This is a genomic window from Shinella sp. R2-11 (assembly GCF_055330205.1).
In genome coordinates this window covers 274,581-291,075 of sequence record NZ_JBVAPC010000007.1, presented here as the reverse complement: position 1 = coordinate 291,075, position 16,495 = coordinate 274,581, and the positions used below count along the sequence as shown (strand labels likewise).

At 65.9% G+C, this 16,495-nt stretch carries 11 protein-coding genes; 4 read left to right on the top strand and 7 right to left on the bottom strand.

Annotated elements, in window-relative coordinates:
- The first annotated feature begins 122 nt into the window (after positions 1 to 122).
- Positions 123 to 1,391: a glycerate kinase type-2 family protein gene (locus tag ACZ1A1_RS18830; protein WP_463621109.1), complete on the top strand. Its 1,269-nt coding sequence runs from the start codon at positions 123 to 125 to the stop codon at positions 1,389 to 1,391.
- A gap of 223 nt (positions 1,392 to 1,614) precedes the next feature.
- Here ACZ1A1_RS18830 and dnaJ read toward each other — a convergent pair whose 3' ends face one another.
- From dnaJ to ACZ1A1_RS18795, 7 genes are all read right to left on the bottom strand, one after another.
- Positions 1,615 to 2,748 (bottom strand): molecular chaperone DnaJ, encoded by a 1,134-nt coding sequence (dnaJ, locus tag ACZ1A1_RS18825; protein ID WP_463621108.1) that lies wholly within the window; start codon positions 2,746 to 2,748, stop codon positions 1,615 to 1,617.
- A gap of 226 nt (positions 2,749 to 2,974) precedes the next feature.
- Positions 2,975 to 4,879: a molecular chaperone DnaK gene (dnaK, locus tag ACZ1A1_RS18820; RefSeq protein ID WP_463621107.1), complete on the bottom strand. Its 1,905-nt coding sequence runs from the start codon at positions 4,877 to 4,879 to the stop codon at positions 2,975 to 2,977.
- A 280-nt stretch (positions 4,880 to 5,159) separates the two neighbouring features.
- Complete coding sequence (locus ACZ1A1_RS18815) at positions 5,160 to 7,391, bottom strand: transglycosylase domain-containing protein (RefSeq protein WP_463621106.1); 2,232 nt, start codon at positions 7,389 to 7,391, stop codon at positions 5,160 to 5,162.
- A 154-nt stretch (positions 7,392 to 7,545) separates the two neighbouring features.
- Positions 7,546 to 7,974: a BA14K family protein gene (locus ACZ1A1_RS18810; protein WP_313195634.1), complete on the bottom strand. Its 429-nt coding sequence runs from the start codon at positions 7,972 to 7,974 to the stop codon at positions 7,546 to 7,548.
- Between the two features lie 101 nt (positions 7,975 to 8,075).
- Complete coding sequence (locus ACZ1A1_RS18805; protein ID WP_313195635.1) at positions 8,076 to 9,023, bottom strand: lysylphosphatidylglycerol synthase transmembrane domain-containing protein; 948 nt, start codon at positions 9,021 to 9,023, stop codon at positions 8,076 to 8,078.
- Positions 9,024 to 9,227: 204 nt separating this feature from the next.
- Positions 9,228 to 10,619: a dipeptidase gene (locus ACZ1A1_RS18800; protein WP_463621105.1), complete on the bottom strand. Its 1,392-nt coding sequence runs from the start codon at positions 10,617 to 10,619 to the stop codon at positions 9,228 to 9,230.
- Positions 10,620 to 10,699: 80 nt separating this feature from the next.
- The gene (locus ACZ1A1_RS18795) at positions 10,700 to 11,140 is read right to left on the bottom strand and encodes a MarR family winged helix-turn-helix transcriptional regulator (protein WP_313195637.1); all 441 of its coding nucleotides are present in this window, start codon (positions 11,138 to 11,140) and stop codon (positions 10,700 to 10,702) included.
- A 516-nt stretch (positions 11,141 to 11,656) separates the two neighbouring features.
- Between ACZ1A1_RS18795 and polA the strand changes: the two genes are divergently transcribed.
- The 3 genes from polA to ACZ1A1_RS18780 all read left to right on the top strand — a co-directional run bounded on the left by polA (position 11,657) and on the right by ACZ1A1_RS18780 (position 16,491).
- Positions 11,657 to 14,644 carry a DNA polymerase I gene (gene polA, locus ACZ1A1_RS18790; protein ID WP_463621104.1) on the top strand — a complete coding sequence of 996 codons (2,988 nt, stop codon included), beginning with the start codon at positions 11,657 to 11,659 and terminating at the stop codon, positions 14,642 to 14,644.
- Positions 14,645 to 15,067: 423 nt separating this feature from the next.
- Positions 15,068 to 15,322, top strand: a complete 255-nt coding sequence (locus ACZ1A1_RS18785) for an acyl carrier protein (protein ID WP_313195639.1) — start codon at positions 15,068 to 15,070, stop codon at positions 15,320 to 15,322.
- On the top strand, positions 15,319 to 16,491 hold the full coding sequence (locus ACZ1A1_RS18780) for an acyl-CoA dehydrogenase family protein (RefSeq protein WP_463621103.1): 1,173 nt from the start codon (positions 15,319 to 15,321) through the stop codon (positions 16,489 to 16,491). The genes ACZ1A1_RS18785 and ACZ1A1_RS18780 overlap by 4 nt, the downstream gene beginning before the upstream one ends.
- The last annotated feature ends 4 nt before the right edge of the window (positions 16,492 to 16,495 follow it).

Sequence of the window (16,495 nt, the reverse complement as noted above, 5' to 3'; positions counted from 1 at the left end):
ACCCCATCCTGAGGAGGAGAGACAGCCCCTCGTCCCGCCGCGCCGTCTTGGAGGAGACGGCGCTGGCTTGCGGATGAGGGGCTGTGTTTATATGAGCTACCCGCATGACCCGGAGGAACCCCATGCCGACCATCGCCGACCCGCGCGCCTTTCTCGAACATCTCTTTTCCGTCGCGGTCGATGCGGCCGATCCGGAAAAGGTGCTGGCCGCCAACCTGCCGGAAAAGCCGAAGGGCCACACGGTGGTGATCGGCGCCGGCAAGGGCGCCGCGCAGATGGCCCGCGCCTTTGAGCGCCTGTGGGATGCGCCGCTGACGGGCGTCGTCGTCACGCGCTACGGCTATGCGGTGCCCTGCGAGCGCATCGAGGTGCTGGAAGCGGCCCATCCGGTGCCGGACGACAGTGGCCTTCTCGCCTCCGGCCGGCTGATGGCCGCCGTGCGGGGCCTCACCGAGGACGACCTCGTCGTCGCCCTCGTCTGCGGTGGCGGCTCGGCTTTGCTGCCCGCGCCCGCCGGCGACCTGACGCTCGCCGACGAGATCGCCGTCAACAGGGCGCTGCTCGCCTCCGGCGCGCCGATCAGCGCCATGAACGCCGTGCGCAAGCAGGTCTCGCGCATCAAGGGCGGCCGGCTGGCCGCGCTCGCCCATCCCGCCCGCGTCGTCTCGCTGGTCGTCTCCGACATCCCGGGCGACAATCCCGCCCTCGTCGCCTCCGGCCCGACCATCGCCGACGAGACGACCCGCGCCGATGCCCTCCGCCTCATCGAGCGCTACCGCCTCGACCTGCCGGAAGCCGTGATGCGCCATATCGAGGGCGGTACGGATGAGCCGCCGCTGCCCTCCGATCCGCGCTATGCCCGCAACGAGGTGAGGCTCGTCGCCTCCGCCGCCGTCTCGCTGGAAGCCGCCGCCGCCGCCGCGAAGAAGGCCGGCATCGAGGCGGTCATCCTCTCCGACGCCATCGAGGGCGAAGCCTGCGAAGTCGGCCGCGTGCATGCCGCCATCGCGGCGGAAGTCGTGCGCCGCGACCGGCCGTTCCGCAAACCCGTCGTCATCCTCTCGGGGGGCGAAACCACCGTGACGATCAGGGGCAAGGGCAAGGGCGGCCGCAACGGCGAGTTCCTGCTCTCCTTCGCCTGCGCCACCGACGGCCTTCCGGGCCTTCATGCGCTCGCCGCCGATACGGACGGCATCGACGGCTCGGAGGACAATGCCGGCGCCTTCGCTGACGGCACCACGGTCTCGCGCCTCGCCGACAAGGGCAAGGACGCCGCCGAGTTCCTGTCGCGCAACGATAGCTGGACCGCCTTCGACGCCCTCGGCGACCTCTTCGTGCCCGGCCCTACCGGCACGAACGTCAACGATTTCCGGGCGATCCTGATTCAGTAGTCCAAGCGGGAAAGCTCCGGCACGCCGGAGCCTTTAACCTCGCTCCACCCGCTGTCGTCATCCTCTGCCTTGTGCCGAGGATCTGCCAACGCATTGAAATATCGAGACGTTGCAGAGGCTCGGGACAAGCCCGAGCATGACGGAGGAGAGGTTTGCGGTTCTATTGAACATGCAAAAAAAGCCCCGGCGCTGCCGGGGCTTTTCGTTTGAGCCTTCAAGGCGATCAGCCCTCGAAGAATTCCTTCATCCGCGCGAAGAAGCCTGACGATTCCGGGTTGTTCTCCTTCGAGGAAATCTCCTCGAATTCCTTCAGCAGCTCACGCTGGCGCTTGGTGAGCTTCTGCGGCGTCTCGATCTGGATCTGGATGTAGAGGTCACCGATCTGGTTGGAGCGCAGCACCGGCATGCCCTTGCCCTTGAGGCGGAACTGCTTGCCGGCCTGGGTGCCCTCGGGCACCGAGACGCGCGACTTGGTGCCGTCGAGCGTCGCGACGTCGAAGGTGCCGCCGAGGGCCGCCGTCGTCATCGAGATCGGCACGGAGCAATAGAGGTCCGCCCCGTCGCGCTGGAAGAATTCGTGCGGCTTGACCGACAGGAAGATATAGAGGTCGCCCGCAGGGCCGCCGCGAAGGCCGGCTTCGCCCTCGCCGGAAAGGCGGATGCGCGTGCCGTCCTCGATGCCGGCCGGAATGTTGACCGACAGCGAGCGCTCTTCGGTGATGCGGCCGTTGCCGTGGCACTTGGTGCAGGGGTCGCTGATCGTCTGGCCGCGGCCGTGGCAGGTCGGGCATGTGCGCTCGATGGAGAAGAAGCCCTGTGCGGCGCGCACGCGGCCGGAGCCCTGGCAGGTGGCGCAGGTTTTCGGGCTGGTGCCGGGCTTGGCGCCCGAGCCGGAACAGACGTCGCAGGTGATCGATGTCGGCACGCGGATCTGCGCGTTCTTGCCGGCATAGGCCTCTTCCAGCGAGATCTCCATGTTGTAGCGAAGATCGCCGCCGCGCTCGCGTCCACCGGAGGAACGCCGCTGGCGCCCGCCGCCCATCATCTCGCCGAAGATGTCCTCGAAGATGTCGGAGAAGCCGCCGCCGCCGAAACCGCCACCGCCGAAGCCGCCGCCGCCCATGCCGCCCTGCTCGAAGGCCGCATGGCCGTAGCGGTCGTAGGCTGCCCGCTTCTGCGGGTCCTTCAGCATCTCATAGGCTTCGTTGACGTCCTTGAACTTCTGTTCTGCGGAGGCATCGCCCGGATTCTTGTCGGGGTGGTACTTCATCGCCATCTTGCGGAAGGCGCTCTTCAGCTCCTTCTCGTCGGCGGTCCTGGAGACACCCAGCGTCTCGTAAAAATCAGCTTTTGCCATTCGGGTTCACGTCCGTTTCAGGGGAACGGTCTTTTTATTATGGACCGGGAAGCTTGCCTTGGCCTCACGCATGCGAAAGGCGGAAGCCGGGCGAAGGGAAGGCCATGACGTCATCGCCGCGATAAACGGGGGTGATCATGCTGCCTTGTTTCCCTTCGTGCTGACTTCCGCCTTTTCACTATCCGTTGCACCGGCCGCGTCGGACGCGGCCGGCATGTCAGGAGGCTCAGGCCGACTTCTTGTCGTCCTTGACTTCCTCGTAGTCGGCATCGACGACATTGTCGCCGGCCTCACCCGAGGAGGAGGCGGTCTCTTCGGCCTGCTGGGCCTCGTAGATCGCCTGGCCGAGCTTCATGGAGACTTCCATGAGCGTGTTGGTCCTGGCCTTGATGTCCTCGGCGTCCGGCTCGGAGGCTTCGACCGAGGTCTTGAGGGCGGCGATCGCCTCCTCAATGGCCTTGCGGTCGTCTTCCGTGACCTTGTCGCCGTATTCCTTGAGGGACTTCTCCGACGAATGGATCAGGCTTTCGGCCTGGTTCTTCGCCTCGACGCCCTCGCGGCGCTTCTTGTCGGCCTCGGCATTGGCCTCGGCATCCTTGACCATCTTCTCGATGTCGGCGTCGGAAAGGCCGCCGGAAGCCTGGATGCGGATCTGGTGCTCCTTGCCGGTGCCCTTGTCCTTGGCCGAGACCTGCACGATGCCGTTGGCGTCGATGTCGAAGGTGACTTCGATCTGCGGCATGCCGCGCGGTGCCGGCGGAATGCCGACGAGGTCGAACTGGCCGAGCAGCTTGTTGTCCGCGGCCATTTCACGCTCGCCCTGGCTGACGCGGATGGTCACGGCCGACTGGTTGTCCTCGGCGGTCGAGAAGGTCTGGCTCTTCTTCGTCGGGATCGTCGTGTTGCGCTCGATCAGACGGGTGAAGACGCCGCCCAGCGTTTCGATGCCGAGAGACAGCGGGGTCACGTCGAGGAGAAGGACGTCCTTGACGTCGCCCTGCAGGACGCCGGCCTGGATGGCGGCGCCCATGGCGACCACTTCATCCGGGTTCACGCCCTTGTGCGGCTCCTTGCCGAACAGCTGCTTGACGGTTTCCTGTACCTTCGGCATGCGGCTCATGCCGCCGACGAGAACGACTTCGTCGATCTCGGCCGCCGTGACGCCGGCATCCTTGAGGGCTGCCTTGCACGGAGCGACGGTGCGCTGGACCAGGTCGTCGACGAGCGCTTCGAACTTGGCGCGGGTCAGCTTCATCGTCAGGTGCTTCGGACCGGAAGCGTCCGCCGTGATGAACGGCAGGTTGATTTCGGTCTGCTGCGCGGAGGACAGCTCGATCTTGGCCTTTTCGGCAGCTTCCTTGAGGCGCTGCAGGGCGAGCTTGTCGTTCTTCAGGTCGATGCCCTGGTCCTTCTTGAACTCGTCGGCGAGGTAGTTGACCAGACGCATGTCGAAGTCTTCACCGCCGAGGAAGGTGTCGCCGTTCGTCGACTTCACTTCGAAGACGCCGTCGCCGATTTCCAGGACCGAGATGTCGAACGTGCCGCCGCCAAGGTCGTAGACGGCGATGGTCTTGCCGTCCTTCTTGTCGAGGCCGTAGGCGAGCGCGGCAGCCGTCGGTTCGTTGATGATGCGCAGCACTTCAAGGCCCGCGATCTTGCCGGCGTCCTTGGTCGCCTGGCGCTGCGCGTCGTTGAAGTAGGCCGGAACCGTGATGACGGCCTGCGTGATGGTCTCGCCGAGATAGGATTCGGCGGTTTCCTTCATCTTCTGCAGGATCATCGCGGAGATCTGCGAGGGGGAATAGCCCTTGCCGCGGGCATCGACCCAGGCATCGCCGTTGTCGCCCTTGACGATCTTGTAGGGAACGAGCGCCTTGTCCTTCTCGACGAGCTTGTCGTCGTAGCGGCGGCCGATGAGGCGCTTGACGGCGAAGAGGGTGTTTTCCGGGTTGGTGACCGCCTGGCGCTTGGCCGGCTGGCCGGTCAGCCGCTCACCGTCTTCGGTGAAGGCGACCATGGAAGGCGTCGTGCGCGCGCCTTCGGCGTTTTCGATGACTTTCGCGTCCTTGCCATCCATGACGGCGACGCAGGAATTGGTCGTTCCGAGGTCGATACCGATTACTTTAGCCATGTCATTCTCTCCTTGAAGCGAACTGCCGGAACCCATTCAGGCATTCTGTTGGCAGCCCCTAATGGTATGGTCTTGTCGAAAGCGCCGGCCTGAACCGAAGCTTTGCGGGGTATATAAGGACCCCTCCAGACGACTGCAAGACATGGACGAGGCGCAAAGCTCGCAAAATCAGCGCGTCCGGCAAGGTGAAAGGGTCGCCGCCGGCAATGTGGTGAGCTTGCCGGCGGGCGTCAAGCCGGCAGAACGGCCCGTGCCGCGGGGTACAGGTTTTATGCGGGCGTCAGCCGCCCATCAGGATGTCGAGAAGCGTCGTGCGGCGCGTGGCCGGCCGGCCCTCGCCGCCGACCTCGGCCGGCGGGATCATCCCGTCGTCGAGCGGCCCGTTGTCGAGCGGAACAGCGCCGGTCTGCTCGTTGGCGACGGCCGCGCCCGTGTCGATGGGCCGTTCGTCGGTGCCGAGCGTGCGCGAGATGATGTCGAAGAGCTGGTCGCCTTCCGGCGCCGGCTCGGTGGCCTGCAGCGGGTCGCCGCCCGCCGTGCCGAAGAGCGGCGAGGGCGAGAGGCCGGCATGGGCCGCCGTCATGAACTGGCTCCAGGCGCGCGCCGGAAGCCCGCCGCCCGTCACCTTCTTCATCGACTTGCCGTCGTCGTTGCCGAACCAGACGCCGGTCGTCAGGTTGCTGGTATAGCCGACGAAGAGCGCGTCGCGGAAGGACTGCGTCGTGCCGGTCTTGCCGGCGGCCGGCCAGCCGGGGATGCGGGCGTTCTTGCCGGTGCCCTCAGAGATCACGCGCATCATCATGCCGTTCATCATAGAAACGATGTTGGGCTCCAGCACGCGGGGCGGATTGTCGTAGGTGTTCTCGTAGAGCACCTTGCCTTCGGCGGTCGAGATGCGGCGGATGATGTGGGGCGTCGCCTTGTAGCCGCCGTTCATGAAGGGCGCATAGGCGGACGTCAGCTCGACGAGCGTCACCTCCGAGGTGCCGAGCGCGATCGAGGCATTGGCCTGCAGGTCCGATTCGATGCCGAGCCGGCGGGCGAGCTTGACCACCTCGTCCGGCCCCACTTCCATGACGAGCTGGGCGGCGATGGTGTTGAGCGATTCGGCGAAGGCCGAGGCGAGCGTCACCTCGCCGCGATATTTCTGGTCGTAGTTCTCCGGCGTCCACTTGCCGATCCTGACGGGCGCGTCGTTGCGCAGCGACAGCGGCGAGCGGCCCGCTTCAAGCGCGGCGGCATAGACGAAGGGCTTGAAGGCCGAGCCCGGCTGGCGCTTGGCCTTGGAGGCGCGGTCGAACTGGCTTTCGGCATAGTCGCGCCCGCCGACCAGCGCGCGGATCGCGCCCGTGCCGTCGATGGAGACGAGGGCGGCCTGCGAGGCATTGGACTTGGCGCCGTCCTTGTCGAGGATCTTCGAGATCGCCTCGTCGGCCTTCTTCTCCAGGTCGAGATCGATGGTCGTGTCGATGACGAGGTCTTCCTTGATGTCGCCGATCATGCCGGGAAGCTGGGCCATGACCATGTCGGCGGCATAGTGCTCGGCGCCGGACCAGTAGCTCTTCGCCCGCGCCGGGCTCTGCGACATCGCGGTCTTGATCTCCGCGTCGGTGATGTAGCCTTCCTCGCGCATCGCGCCGAGGACGACCTGGGCGCGTGCTTCCGCCGCCTCCGGGTCGCGCGCCGGCGAAAGGCGGGAGGGCGCCTTCAGGAGGCCCGCCAGCAGCGCAGCCTCGCCGAGATTGACGTCGCGCGCCGACTTGTTGAAGTAGCGCCGCGAGGCCGCCTCCACGCCGTAGGAATTCGAGCCGAAGAACACGCGGTTGAGATACATCGCAAGGATCTGGTCCTTGGTGTATTTGTGCTCCAGCCAGAGCGACAGCAGCACTTCCTGCACCTTGCGCTCCAGCGTGCGCTCGGGCGAGAGGAACATGTTCTTGGCGAGCTGCTGCGTCAGGGTCGAACCGCCCTGCACCATGCGGCCGGACGTCACGTTCGTCAGCATCGCGCGGGCAAGGCCGAGCGGGTCGATGCCGAAATGCGAGTAGAAGCGCCGGTCCTCGATGGCGATGACCGCCTGTGGAATATAGGGCGACATGTTTTCCAGCGACAGCGCCTCGCCGCCGGTGAGGCCCCGGTTGGCGATGATGTCGCCGTTGACCGAGAGGATCTTGACGTTCGGCGGCCGGTCCGGGATCGCCCAGCTCGTGGCGCTCGGCATGCGCGAGCCGTAGTAGAGCACGAGCCCGCCGACGCCGATGGCGCCCCAGAGCCCGAGCACCAGGCACCAGTAGACGAGCCGGCGGAAGAGGCCGAAAATGCCGAGCGAGGGCTGCCGGCGCCGGGCCTCGCCGCGCCGCGGTTTTGCAGCCTTCGGCGGCTTGCCGCGGCCGTTCCGCCCGCCGCCGGCCACACGATCCTCCGCGCCGAGATGGAAATCATCGTCGTCGTCTCGCCCTGCCGCTCCCCGGAAGGACGGTTCGATGCGCTGGGATTTTCGGTTGCCTGCCATAAGCGGTCGGATGAGCCCTCTGGATATCGCCGGTCGGTGGACCTTAAATGCGGCGATTTAAGGGGTCGTTAAGAAGCGGTGAACGCGCTGGCGTCAATTCGACAGAATCGGGTCGACGGGATCGGGCGGCCCGAAGGCCGCCCGGAAGGTCGTCTCAATAATAGGGCGAGAGGCACTCGCGGCGCGGGCCGTAATTGGGCTGGAACGTGTTGTCGTAGGCCCGGTACGAGCGATAGCGCGCATAGCACCAGTCGGTATGGCGCGGATTGATGCCTTCGTAGCGCGGACGGGAGTAGCCGTCGTTGGCGATCGCACCGCCGATGATCGCGCCGGCGCCGAAGGCGGCCAGCGGATACCACCAGCCGTCCGAATGGCGGCGATAGCCCGGGCGGTGATGACGATAGCCGCGATGGCCCTGATACCAGCCGCGGCGGCCGCCGTACTGCACCTGCTCGACGTCGCTGCTCTGAGAAACGCCGGCCTTGGGCATCGGCACGGCGAAAGCCTGTGCGGGGACGAACGTCGTGGCGAACATGGCGACGGCCATGGCGGCGGAAAGGCCGGTCTTGATCGTTGTCTTCATGTCGGTCTCCCTTGGTTTTTCATTGCTTCACAATGATCTGGACGGATCAGAGCATGAAACAATTCGACTGAACCGAAGATGAACCGAAACTATTCCTGGTTTCAATCCTCCCCGTTCCTCGCTCGTGCAAGAAAACGTGATCGCTCGAAGACGAGGATGACGACCAGCGCCATGACGAAGGGAACGATGAGGTAGAAGAGGCGGAAGACGGCGAGCGCCGCCAGCACCACGGCCGGGTCCATGTCCGGCAGGCCGGCGAGGAAGACGAGCTCGAGCACGCCGATGCCGCCCGGCGCATGGGAGAGGAGCGCGACGGAGAAGGAGGCGAGGAAGATGCCGAGCACGACGAAGAAGCCCGGATTGCCCTCCGCCGGCAGCACGAAATAGATGATCCCCGCCGCGCCGATGAGCTCGATGGGCGCGATGATGAGCTGGCGGAAGACGAGCGAGGGCTTGGGATATTCGAGCTTGAGCCAGCGTGTGTCGATCGGCCGGAAGCCGACGAGGCTGCCCACCACGTAGAGCGCGACCACCGCGAGGATGAAGACCCCCGTCGAGAAGGCCGCCTCGATCGGCAGGAAATCGGCGAAGCGCTCGATGATCTCCGGCTCCAGCACCAGCACGAAACCGAACAGCATGAAGGTTCCGAGCGCGAAGGTGAAGGAGCAGAAGGCGACGAGAACGCCCACCTCCGATCCGGTGAGCCCCTTCGACGTATAGGCGCGGTAGCGCACCAGCGCCCCGGAAAACACCGAGGCGCCGATATTGTGCGACAGCGCGTAGGTGGTGAAGGAGGTGAGGGTGATGAACCACAGCGAGATGCGGTGGCCGAGATGCTCCAGCGCCAGGTGGTCGTAGCCGGCGAGCGCCGCATAGGCGACGAGCGTCGCCCCGCAAGCGAGGATCCAGCCGGACACCGGAATGGCGTTGATGCTCGCCATGAAATCGTCGAGCGAAAGGCCGCGCAGGTCCTTGTAGAGGATATAGACCGACAGGACGATCGCGAGGGTGCTGACGAGCGGCCAGAAGAATTTCCGCAGTCGCTTCATGCCGCCCCGCCTTCCGCCGTCTTCGACGGGCCGTCGTTCGAGCAGCAGGTTGCCTTCGCAGTCCGTGCTGGCGCCATCCTCACCCTTTCCCCATCATGGGCCCGTCATCGCGCGATGCGACGCGGCCATTCTTGTCGTTGGTCGGTTGGCCAGCATTTCCGTTTCGCCCGGTGAATGCCAGCCAGCCGCATCATCACTTCTGCGTCAACGCGCCGCCAGCGCGGAGAGAATCCGGACCCAGGAGCGGATGCCCTTCTCGAAGGAGCGCAGTTCGTATTTCTCGTTCGGCGAATGGATGCGGTCGTCCGACAGCGCAAAGCCGACAAGCAAGGATTCCATGCCGAGCATCTTCTGGAAATCGCCAACGATGGGGATGGACCCGCCCATGCCGATGACGACGGCCGGCTTCGGCCATTCGTCCGACAACGCGGACTTCGCCTTTTCCAAGAGCGCCGAATCGTAGGGAAGCTGGATGGCCGGCGAGCCGCCATGGGCGTGGAAGGAGACCGAGCAGTCGGCCGGAACCTTCGAACGGACATAGGCGCGGAAGGCGTCGCGGATCTTCGCCGGATCCTGCTTGCCAACCAGGCGGAAGGAGACCTTCGCCGAGGCTTCCGCCGCGATCACCGTCTTGAAGCCCTCGCCGGTATAGCCGCCGGTGATGCCGTTGACCTCGGCGGTCGGCCGCGCCCAGGTGAGCTCCAGCACCGAACGGCCCTTCTCGCCGGACGGGATCGACAGGCCGATCTCGCCGAGGAAGCTTTCCGCCGAGCTGCCGAGCTTTTCCCAGGCGGCCTTGATCTGCGTCGGGGTCTCCTCGACGCCCTCGTAGAAGCCGTCGAGCGTCACGCGGCCCGTCTCGTCGTGAAGGCCGGCGAGAATGTCGGAAAGGATGTGGATCGGGTTCGCCGCCGCGCCGCCGAAATAGCCGGAATGCAGGTCCCGGTCGGCCGCCTTGATGACGATCTCCTCGCCGACGAGGCCGCGCAGGCCCGCCGAGATCGCCGGCGTGTCGGTGTCCCACATGCTGGTATCGCAGACGAGGGCGAAATCGGCCTTCAGCTCCGCCGCATTGGCTTCGAGGAAGGGCTTCAGCGAGGGCGAGCCGGACTCTTCCTCGCCTTCGAATAGGATCGTGACGCGGCAGGGCAGCGCGCCGGCCGTTTCCTTGTAGGCGCGGCAGGCTTCCACGAAGGTCAGGAGCTGGCCCTTGTCGTCGGAGGTGCCGCGGCCGGTGATGATGCGGCGGCCGCCCTCGGCGTCGCGCACCGCCGGCTCGAAGGGATCGTGGTCCCAGAGATTCAGCGGATCGACCGGCTGGACGTCGTAATGGCCGTAGAACAGCACATGCGGGGCATCGGGACGCGCGCCGTCGTGATGGGCGACGACCATCGGATGGCCGGGCGTGTCGCGCACGGTGGCGTCGAAGCCGAGCGAGCGCAGCTCGGTGACCAGCCATTCGGCAGCCTTGCGGCAATCGGCCTTGAAGGCCGGGTCTGTGGAAATGGACTTGATGCGCACCAGCTCGAAAAGGCGTTCGAGGCTGGCGGGAATGCCGGCGCTGGCGCGATCGAGGACGGGCAGAATGTTGGTCATGGTCGAATCCCTTGCGAATTGCGCGGCGACATTAGACCGATCGCCTCGGCGAGGGCAAATCGTATGACGGTCTGCGGCGGTCAGACGCGCGGATCGCGGCCGAGATTGGTAAGCACCATGCGCATATATTCGAGAAGCAGCTCCCGCTCGAAGCGCCGGAAGCCCTGGAACAGCGCTTCCTCGGTGGCGGATGCGGCGGCCATCGCGGTCTCGCGCAACGCCCTGCCGCGCGTCGTCAGGAAGACGAGCTGCGCCCGCCGGTCCTTCGGGTGCCGGCGGCGCAAGATCAGCCCGTCGCGCTCCATGCGCGAGAGCGTGTTGGCCATCGTCGCCTGCTCGATGTCGAGCCGGTCGAGGAGTTCGCGCTGGGTGAGGCCGTCGCCACCCCAAAGTTCGAGCAGGACCGGGAACTGGCCGGGCGCGAAGCCTGCGCCGTCCGCCCGTGCATGGAGGGCGCGCGAGGCTGCCTTCGCCAGAAGATTGGCGAGGTAGGCTGCCGACTCCTTGCGATCAAAGTCCATGCGGGAAAGCTATGCCGGTTCGCGGCGGAAGACAATGTCGGATCGCTTGCGATCCGCATGGCCGCGAAAGGCCGAAATGCGAGAAGCCGCCGACGACAGGAGGCGTGTCGCGGCGGCTTCTGCGAATTATGGACAAAGGCCCGGAGAGGGGGATGAGGCCTTTGTCCTCGTCTGGCGCGGCGGGGGACAGGCCGTATGCCAGACAACGGCTTTGATCAGGTGCCGATGACCAATATCTGTGGGTCCGAATGTGGCTTTTCAAGGGTTTTGCGGCGGTCCGAAAATTACAAATTGGTAACGTTCGCGTGAGGTTTTGCAACGCCGGAAAACCCCCTCTGCCTGCCGGCATCTTCCCCACAAGGGGGGAGAAAGATAGAGGCTTGCTCACCATTCAAAATCGAGTGCCAACGGCGCGGCAGATTAAGCCCCTCCCCCTCGTGGGGAGGGGTTGGGGAGGGGCCCGCATCCGCAATGAGAGATGGACGCGGCAGACGGCCCGCGCTATCCATTCACCCCATGAAAAAAGGTGATCATCTCTTCCTCGTCGACGGCTCCGGCTTCATCTTCCGCGCCTTCCACGCCATCCCGCCGCTCAACCGCAAGTCGGACGGGCTGCCGGTCAATGCCGTCTCCGGTTTCTGCAACATGCTGTGGAAGCTCCTGAAGGATGCGCGCAATACCGACGTGGGCGTGACGCCGACGCATTTCGCGGTCATCTTCGACTATTCCTCGAAGACCTTCCGCAACGAGCTCTACGATCAGTACAAGGCGAACCGCACCGCGCCGCCGGAAGACCTGATCCCGCAGTTCGGCCTCATCCGCCACGCCACCCGCGCCTTCAACCTGCCCTGCATCGAGAAGGAAGGGTTCGAGGCGGACGACCTGATCGCCACCTATTCGCGGCTTGCGGAAGCCGACGGCGCCGACGTCACCATCGTCTCCTCCGACAAGGACCTCATGCAGCTCGTGACGCAGAGCGTCTCGATGTACGACGGCATGAAGGACAAGCAGATCTCCATTCCCGAAGTCATCGAGAAATGGGGCGTGCCGCCGGAAAAGATGATCGACCTGCAGGCGCTGACCGGCGATTCGACCGACAACGTGCCGGGCGTGCCCGGCATCGGCCCGAAGACCGCCGCGCAGCTTCTGGAAGAGTACGGCGACCTCGACACGCTGCTCGCCCGCGCCGACGGGATCAAGCAGGTCAAGCGCCGCGAGAACATCATCGCCAACCGCGAGCTCGTGCTGCTCTCGCGCCAGCTTGTCACCCTGAAGACCGACACGCCGCTCGACATGCCGCTGGACGACCTGATCCTGCATCCGCAGGACGGGCCGAAGCTCATCGCCTTCCTGAAGGCCATGGAGTTCACCACGTTGACCCGCCGCGTCGCGGAGGCCTGCGAGTGCGATGCCGGCGCCATCGAGGCGGCGAGCGTGCCGGTCGAATGGGGCGCCGAGGCGCATGGCCCGGACCTCGACAAGGGCGAGGTCGCCGGTCCCGCGCTCGATCTTAACGGCGACGAGACGGCGGCCGAGGCCGCCGAGACCCTGCTGCCGACCGCAAAGCCGGGCGAAGCCACGCCCTCGGCCCTTGCAAGGTCCCGCGCCGAGCGTTTCTCCGCCGGCCCGATCGACCATTCGACCTATGAGACGGTGCGCGACCTCGACGCGCTCGACCGCTGGATCGCCGCGGCGCGCGAGACCGGCCTTGTCGGCTTCGATACCGAGACGACCTCGCTGGATGCCATGCAGGCCGAGCTCTGCGGCTTCTCGCTCGCCATCGCCGACAATGCGAAGGACCCGTCGGGCACCACGATCCGCGCCTGCTACGTGCCGGTCAACCACAAGACCGGCGTCGGGGACCTGCTCGGCGGCGGGCTTGCCGAGGGGCAGATCCCGATCCGCGCGGCACTGGAGCGGCTGAAGGCGCTGCTGGAGGACCCGTCCGTCCTCAAGGTCGCGCAGAACCTCAAATACGACTATCTCGTCATGCGCCGCCACGGCATCACCATGCAGGGCTTCGACGATACGATGCTGATGTCCTATGCGCTGGATGCCGGCGCGGGCAACCATGGCATGGACACGCTGTCCGAGCGCTGGCTCGGCCACAAGCCGATCGCCTACAAGGAGGTCGCCGGCTCCGGCAAGGGCGCGCAGACCTTCGACATGGTCGATATCTCCCGCGCCACGGCCTATGCGGCCGAGGACGCCGACGTGACGCTCCGTCTCTGGCACGTCCTGAAGCCGCGCCTTGCGGCCGAGCGCATGACGGCGGTCTACGAGCGGCTGGAGCGCCCGCTGGTGCCCGTGCTCGCCCGTATGGAGGAGCGCGGCATCACCATCGACCGGCAAGTCCTTTCCCGCCTTTCCGGCGAGCTGGCGCAGGGCGCGGCAGGCTTCGAGGAGGAGATCTATGCGCTTGCCGGCGAACGCTTCAACATCGGCTCGCCCAAGCAGCTCGGCGATATCCTCTTCGGCAAGATGGGCCTTCCCGGCGCCTCCAAGACGAAGACCGGCCAATGGTCGACCTCCGCGCAGGTGCTGGAGGACCTTGCCGCGCAGGGCATTCCGCTGCCGCGCAAGATCGTCGACTGGCGCCAGCTCACCAAGCTGAAATCCACCTATACCGACGCGCTGCCCGGCTTCGTGCATCCCGAGACGAAGCGCGTGCACACGTCCTACGCGCTCGCCGCGACGACGACCGGGCGCCTGTCCTCCTCCGACCCGAACCTCCAGAACATCCCGGTGCGCACGGCCGAGGGCCGCAAGATCCGCACCGCCTTCGTCTCGACGCCCGGCAACAAGCTGGTCTCGGCCGACTACAGCCAGATCGAATTGCGGGTGCTCGCCCATGTCGCCGAGATCCCGCAGCTCAAGCAGGCCTTCGCCGACGGCATCGACATCCACGCCATGACCGCGTCCGAAATGTTCGGCGTGCCGGTGGAAGGCATGCCGGCGGAAATCCGCCGCCGCGCCAAGGCGATCAATTTCGGCATCATCTACGGCATCTCGGCCTTCGGCCTCGCCAACCAGCTCTCCATCGAGCGTTCGGAGGCCGGCGACTACATCAGGAAGTATTTCGAGCGCTTCCCCGGCATCAAGGACTACATGGACAGTACCAAGGCCTTCGCCCGCGAGAACGGCTATGTCGAGACGATCTTCGGCCGCCGCGCCCATTACCCGGAGATCAAGTCGTCCAACCCGTCGGTGCGCGCCTTCAACGAGCGCGCCGCGATCAACGCACCGATCCAGGGCTCGGCCGCCGACATCATCCGCCGCGCCATGGTGAAGATGGAGCCGGCGCTCGCCGCCGCCGGCCTGTCCGCCCGCATGCTGCTGCAGGTGCATGACGAACTGATCTTCGAGGTCGAGGACGGCGAGGTCGACAAGGCCATCCCCGTCATCGTCGACATCATGGAAAATGCCTCCATGCCGGCACTCTCGATGAAGGTGCCGCTGAAGGTGGATGCACGCGCCGCGACCAACTGGGACGAGGCGCACTGACGAAGGCCGCCCGGCCCGCCGGGACGGCCTGAGCCGGCAAGGCACGCGAACCCTGTCCGGCACGATACGGCACGGCGTCAATCCCGCCGATGCCGTGTCCGGCGGCGCCGTAATCCCCCATTTTGGTGAGGATTGCGATTTTCGGACAGCTTTTCGCCTTATGGTTGATAAAGCTTGAAGCCCCCCGATTCGTATCGTAGCGGAACACTTGGGTCCTCGCGCAACCGCCCGGAAATCCGGGCTTTCTCATCTTTTCTTCAGAAATGGCGATATGGGTGCGTTCCAGGCTGGGGCAGTGCTGCGGGGCGGTTCACGAAATCTTATCCATGTCCCTTCAGCCGATCTTATCCGGCCGGGCCTAAGCCCTTGGGCAGGATGAATGGCGGCCAGATGTTTGGCCGGACGAGCCCGATGGAGAAAAGCATGAAGCAGAAAATCCGTGAAATCCTCAGCAAGCACGGCGGCCTTCCGGTCCCGGTCGACCAGCTCGCGGACGATGCCGATCTCTACGCGGCGGGCCTCTCCTCCTTCGCTTCGGTCCAGGTGATGCTCGGCATCGAGGATGCCTTCGACATCGAGTTCCCCGACAGCCTGCTCAACCGCAAGTCCTTCCAAAGCATCGCGGCCATCGTCCGGGCGGTGGAAAGCCTTGTCGGCAGCGCGGAGGAGGCCGCATGACCATCACCGTCGGGAGAGGCTACACGGAGCGCGCCGAACGCGTCGCCGCCGTGGCTGCCGCGCATGCCGACGACGTGGACGCCAAGGGCCGCTTCCCCCGGGAAGCGGTCGACGCCATGATCGCCGAACGGCTGCTGTCGATCCAGATCCCCGCCGCGCTCGGCGGCGAGGAAGCCTCGCTTTCGGAAATCGCCGAGATCTGTTCGCTGGTCGGCCAGAGCTGCGCGGCCGCCGCCATGGTCTTCGCCATGCACCACATCAAGCTGTCGAGCCTCGTCTCGCACGGCGCGGACGATCCCTGGCATGCCGGCTTCATGCGCCGGATCGCCGCCGGCCAATTGCTGCTCGCCTCGGCGACGACCGAGGGCGGCATCGGCGGGAACCTGCGCAACAGCATCTGCGCCATCGAGGTCGAGGGCGACACCTGCCGCCTCACCAAGGATGCCACGGTGATCTCCTACGGCGCCCATGCCGACGCGATCCTCATCACCTCGCGCGCCCATGCGGACGCCGCCTCGACCGACCAGGTCATGACCGTCTTCACGAAGGACCAGTACACGCTCGAGCGGACCCATGTCTGGGATACGCTCGGCATGCGCGGCACCTGCTCGGACGGCTGGCTCTTCAAGGGCGAGGCGCCGAAGGTGCAGATCCTGCCGAAGCCTTTCGCCGAGATCGCCGCGCAGTCGATGCTCGCCACCTCGCACCTGCTGTGGAGCGCGGTCTGGTACGGCATCGCCGTCAATGCCGTCGCCCGGGCGCAGGCCTTCGTGCGCGCCGCCGCCCGCAAGAGCCCCGGCGTCACGCCGCCCGGTGCGCTGCGCCTCGCGGAAGCCTCCAACCTTCTCCAGCTCGTCAAGGCGAGCACGGTCGCCGGCCTTCGGGAATACGAGGCGGCCAAGGCGGATGCGGACCGGCTCTCCTCCGTCGGCTTCGCGGTGGCGATGAACAACGTCAAGATCGCCGCCTCGGAGACGATCCTTGCGATCGTCAACCAGGCGATGCTGATCTGCGGCATCATGGGCTACAAGAACGGCACGCCCTTCAGCCTCGGACGGCACCTGCGCGACGCGCATTCCGCCCAGCTCATGATCTCCAACGACCGCATCCTCGGCAACACGTCGAACCTCCTGCTCGTCCACAAGCAGGACACCAGCCTGATCGGGTGACACC

Bases quoted from the DNA above. Each gene is read 5' to 3' on its own strand.
- ACZ1A1_RS18830 (WP_463621109.1), top strand. From the start codon at position 123: ATGCCGACCATCGCCGACCCGCGCGCCTTTCTCGAACATCTCTTTTCC.
- dnaJ (WP_463621108.1), bottom strand. From the start codon at position 2,748: ATGGCAAAAGCTGATTTTTACGAGACGCTGGGTGTCTCCAGGACCGCC.
- dnaK (WP_463621107.1), bottom strand. From the start codon at position 4,879: ATGGCTAAAGTAATCGGTATCGACCTCGGAACGACCAATTCCTGCGTC.
- ACZ1A1_RS18815 (WP_463621106.1), bottom strand. From the start codon at position 7,391: ATGGCAGGCAACCGAAAATCCCAGCGCATCGAACCGTCCTTCCGGGGA.
- ACZ1A1_RS18810 (WP_313195634.1), bottom strand. From the start codon at position 7,974: ATGAAGACAACGATCAAGACCGGCCTTTCCGCCGCCATGGCCGTCGCC.
- ACZ1A1_RS18805 (WP_313195635.1), bottom strand. From the start codon at position 9,023: ATGAAGCGACTGCGGAAATTCTTCTGGCCGCTCGTCAGCACCCTCGCG.
- ACZ1A1_RS18800 (WP_463621105.1), bottom strand. From the start codon at position 10,619: ATGACCAACATTCTGCCCGTCCTCGATCGCGCCAGCGCCGGCATTCCC.
- ACZ1A1_RS18795 (WP_313195637.1), bottom strand. From the start codon at position 11,140: ATGGACTTTGATCGCAAGGAGTCGGCAGCCTACCTCGCCAATCTTCTG.
- polA (WP_463621104.1), top strand. From the start codon at position 11,657: ATGAAAAAAGGTGATCATCTCTTCCTCGTCGACGGCTCCGGCTTCATC.
- ACZ1A1_RS18785 (WP_313195639.1), top strand. From the start codon at position 15,068: ATGAAGCAGAAAATCCGTGAAATCCTCAGCAAGCACGGCGGCCTTCCG.
- ACZ1A1_RS18780 (WP_463621103.1), top strand. From the start codon at position 15,319: ATGACCATCACCGTCGGGAGAGGCTACACGGAGCGCGCCGAACGCGTC.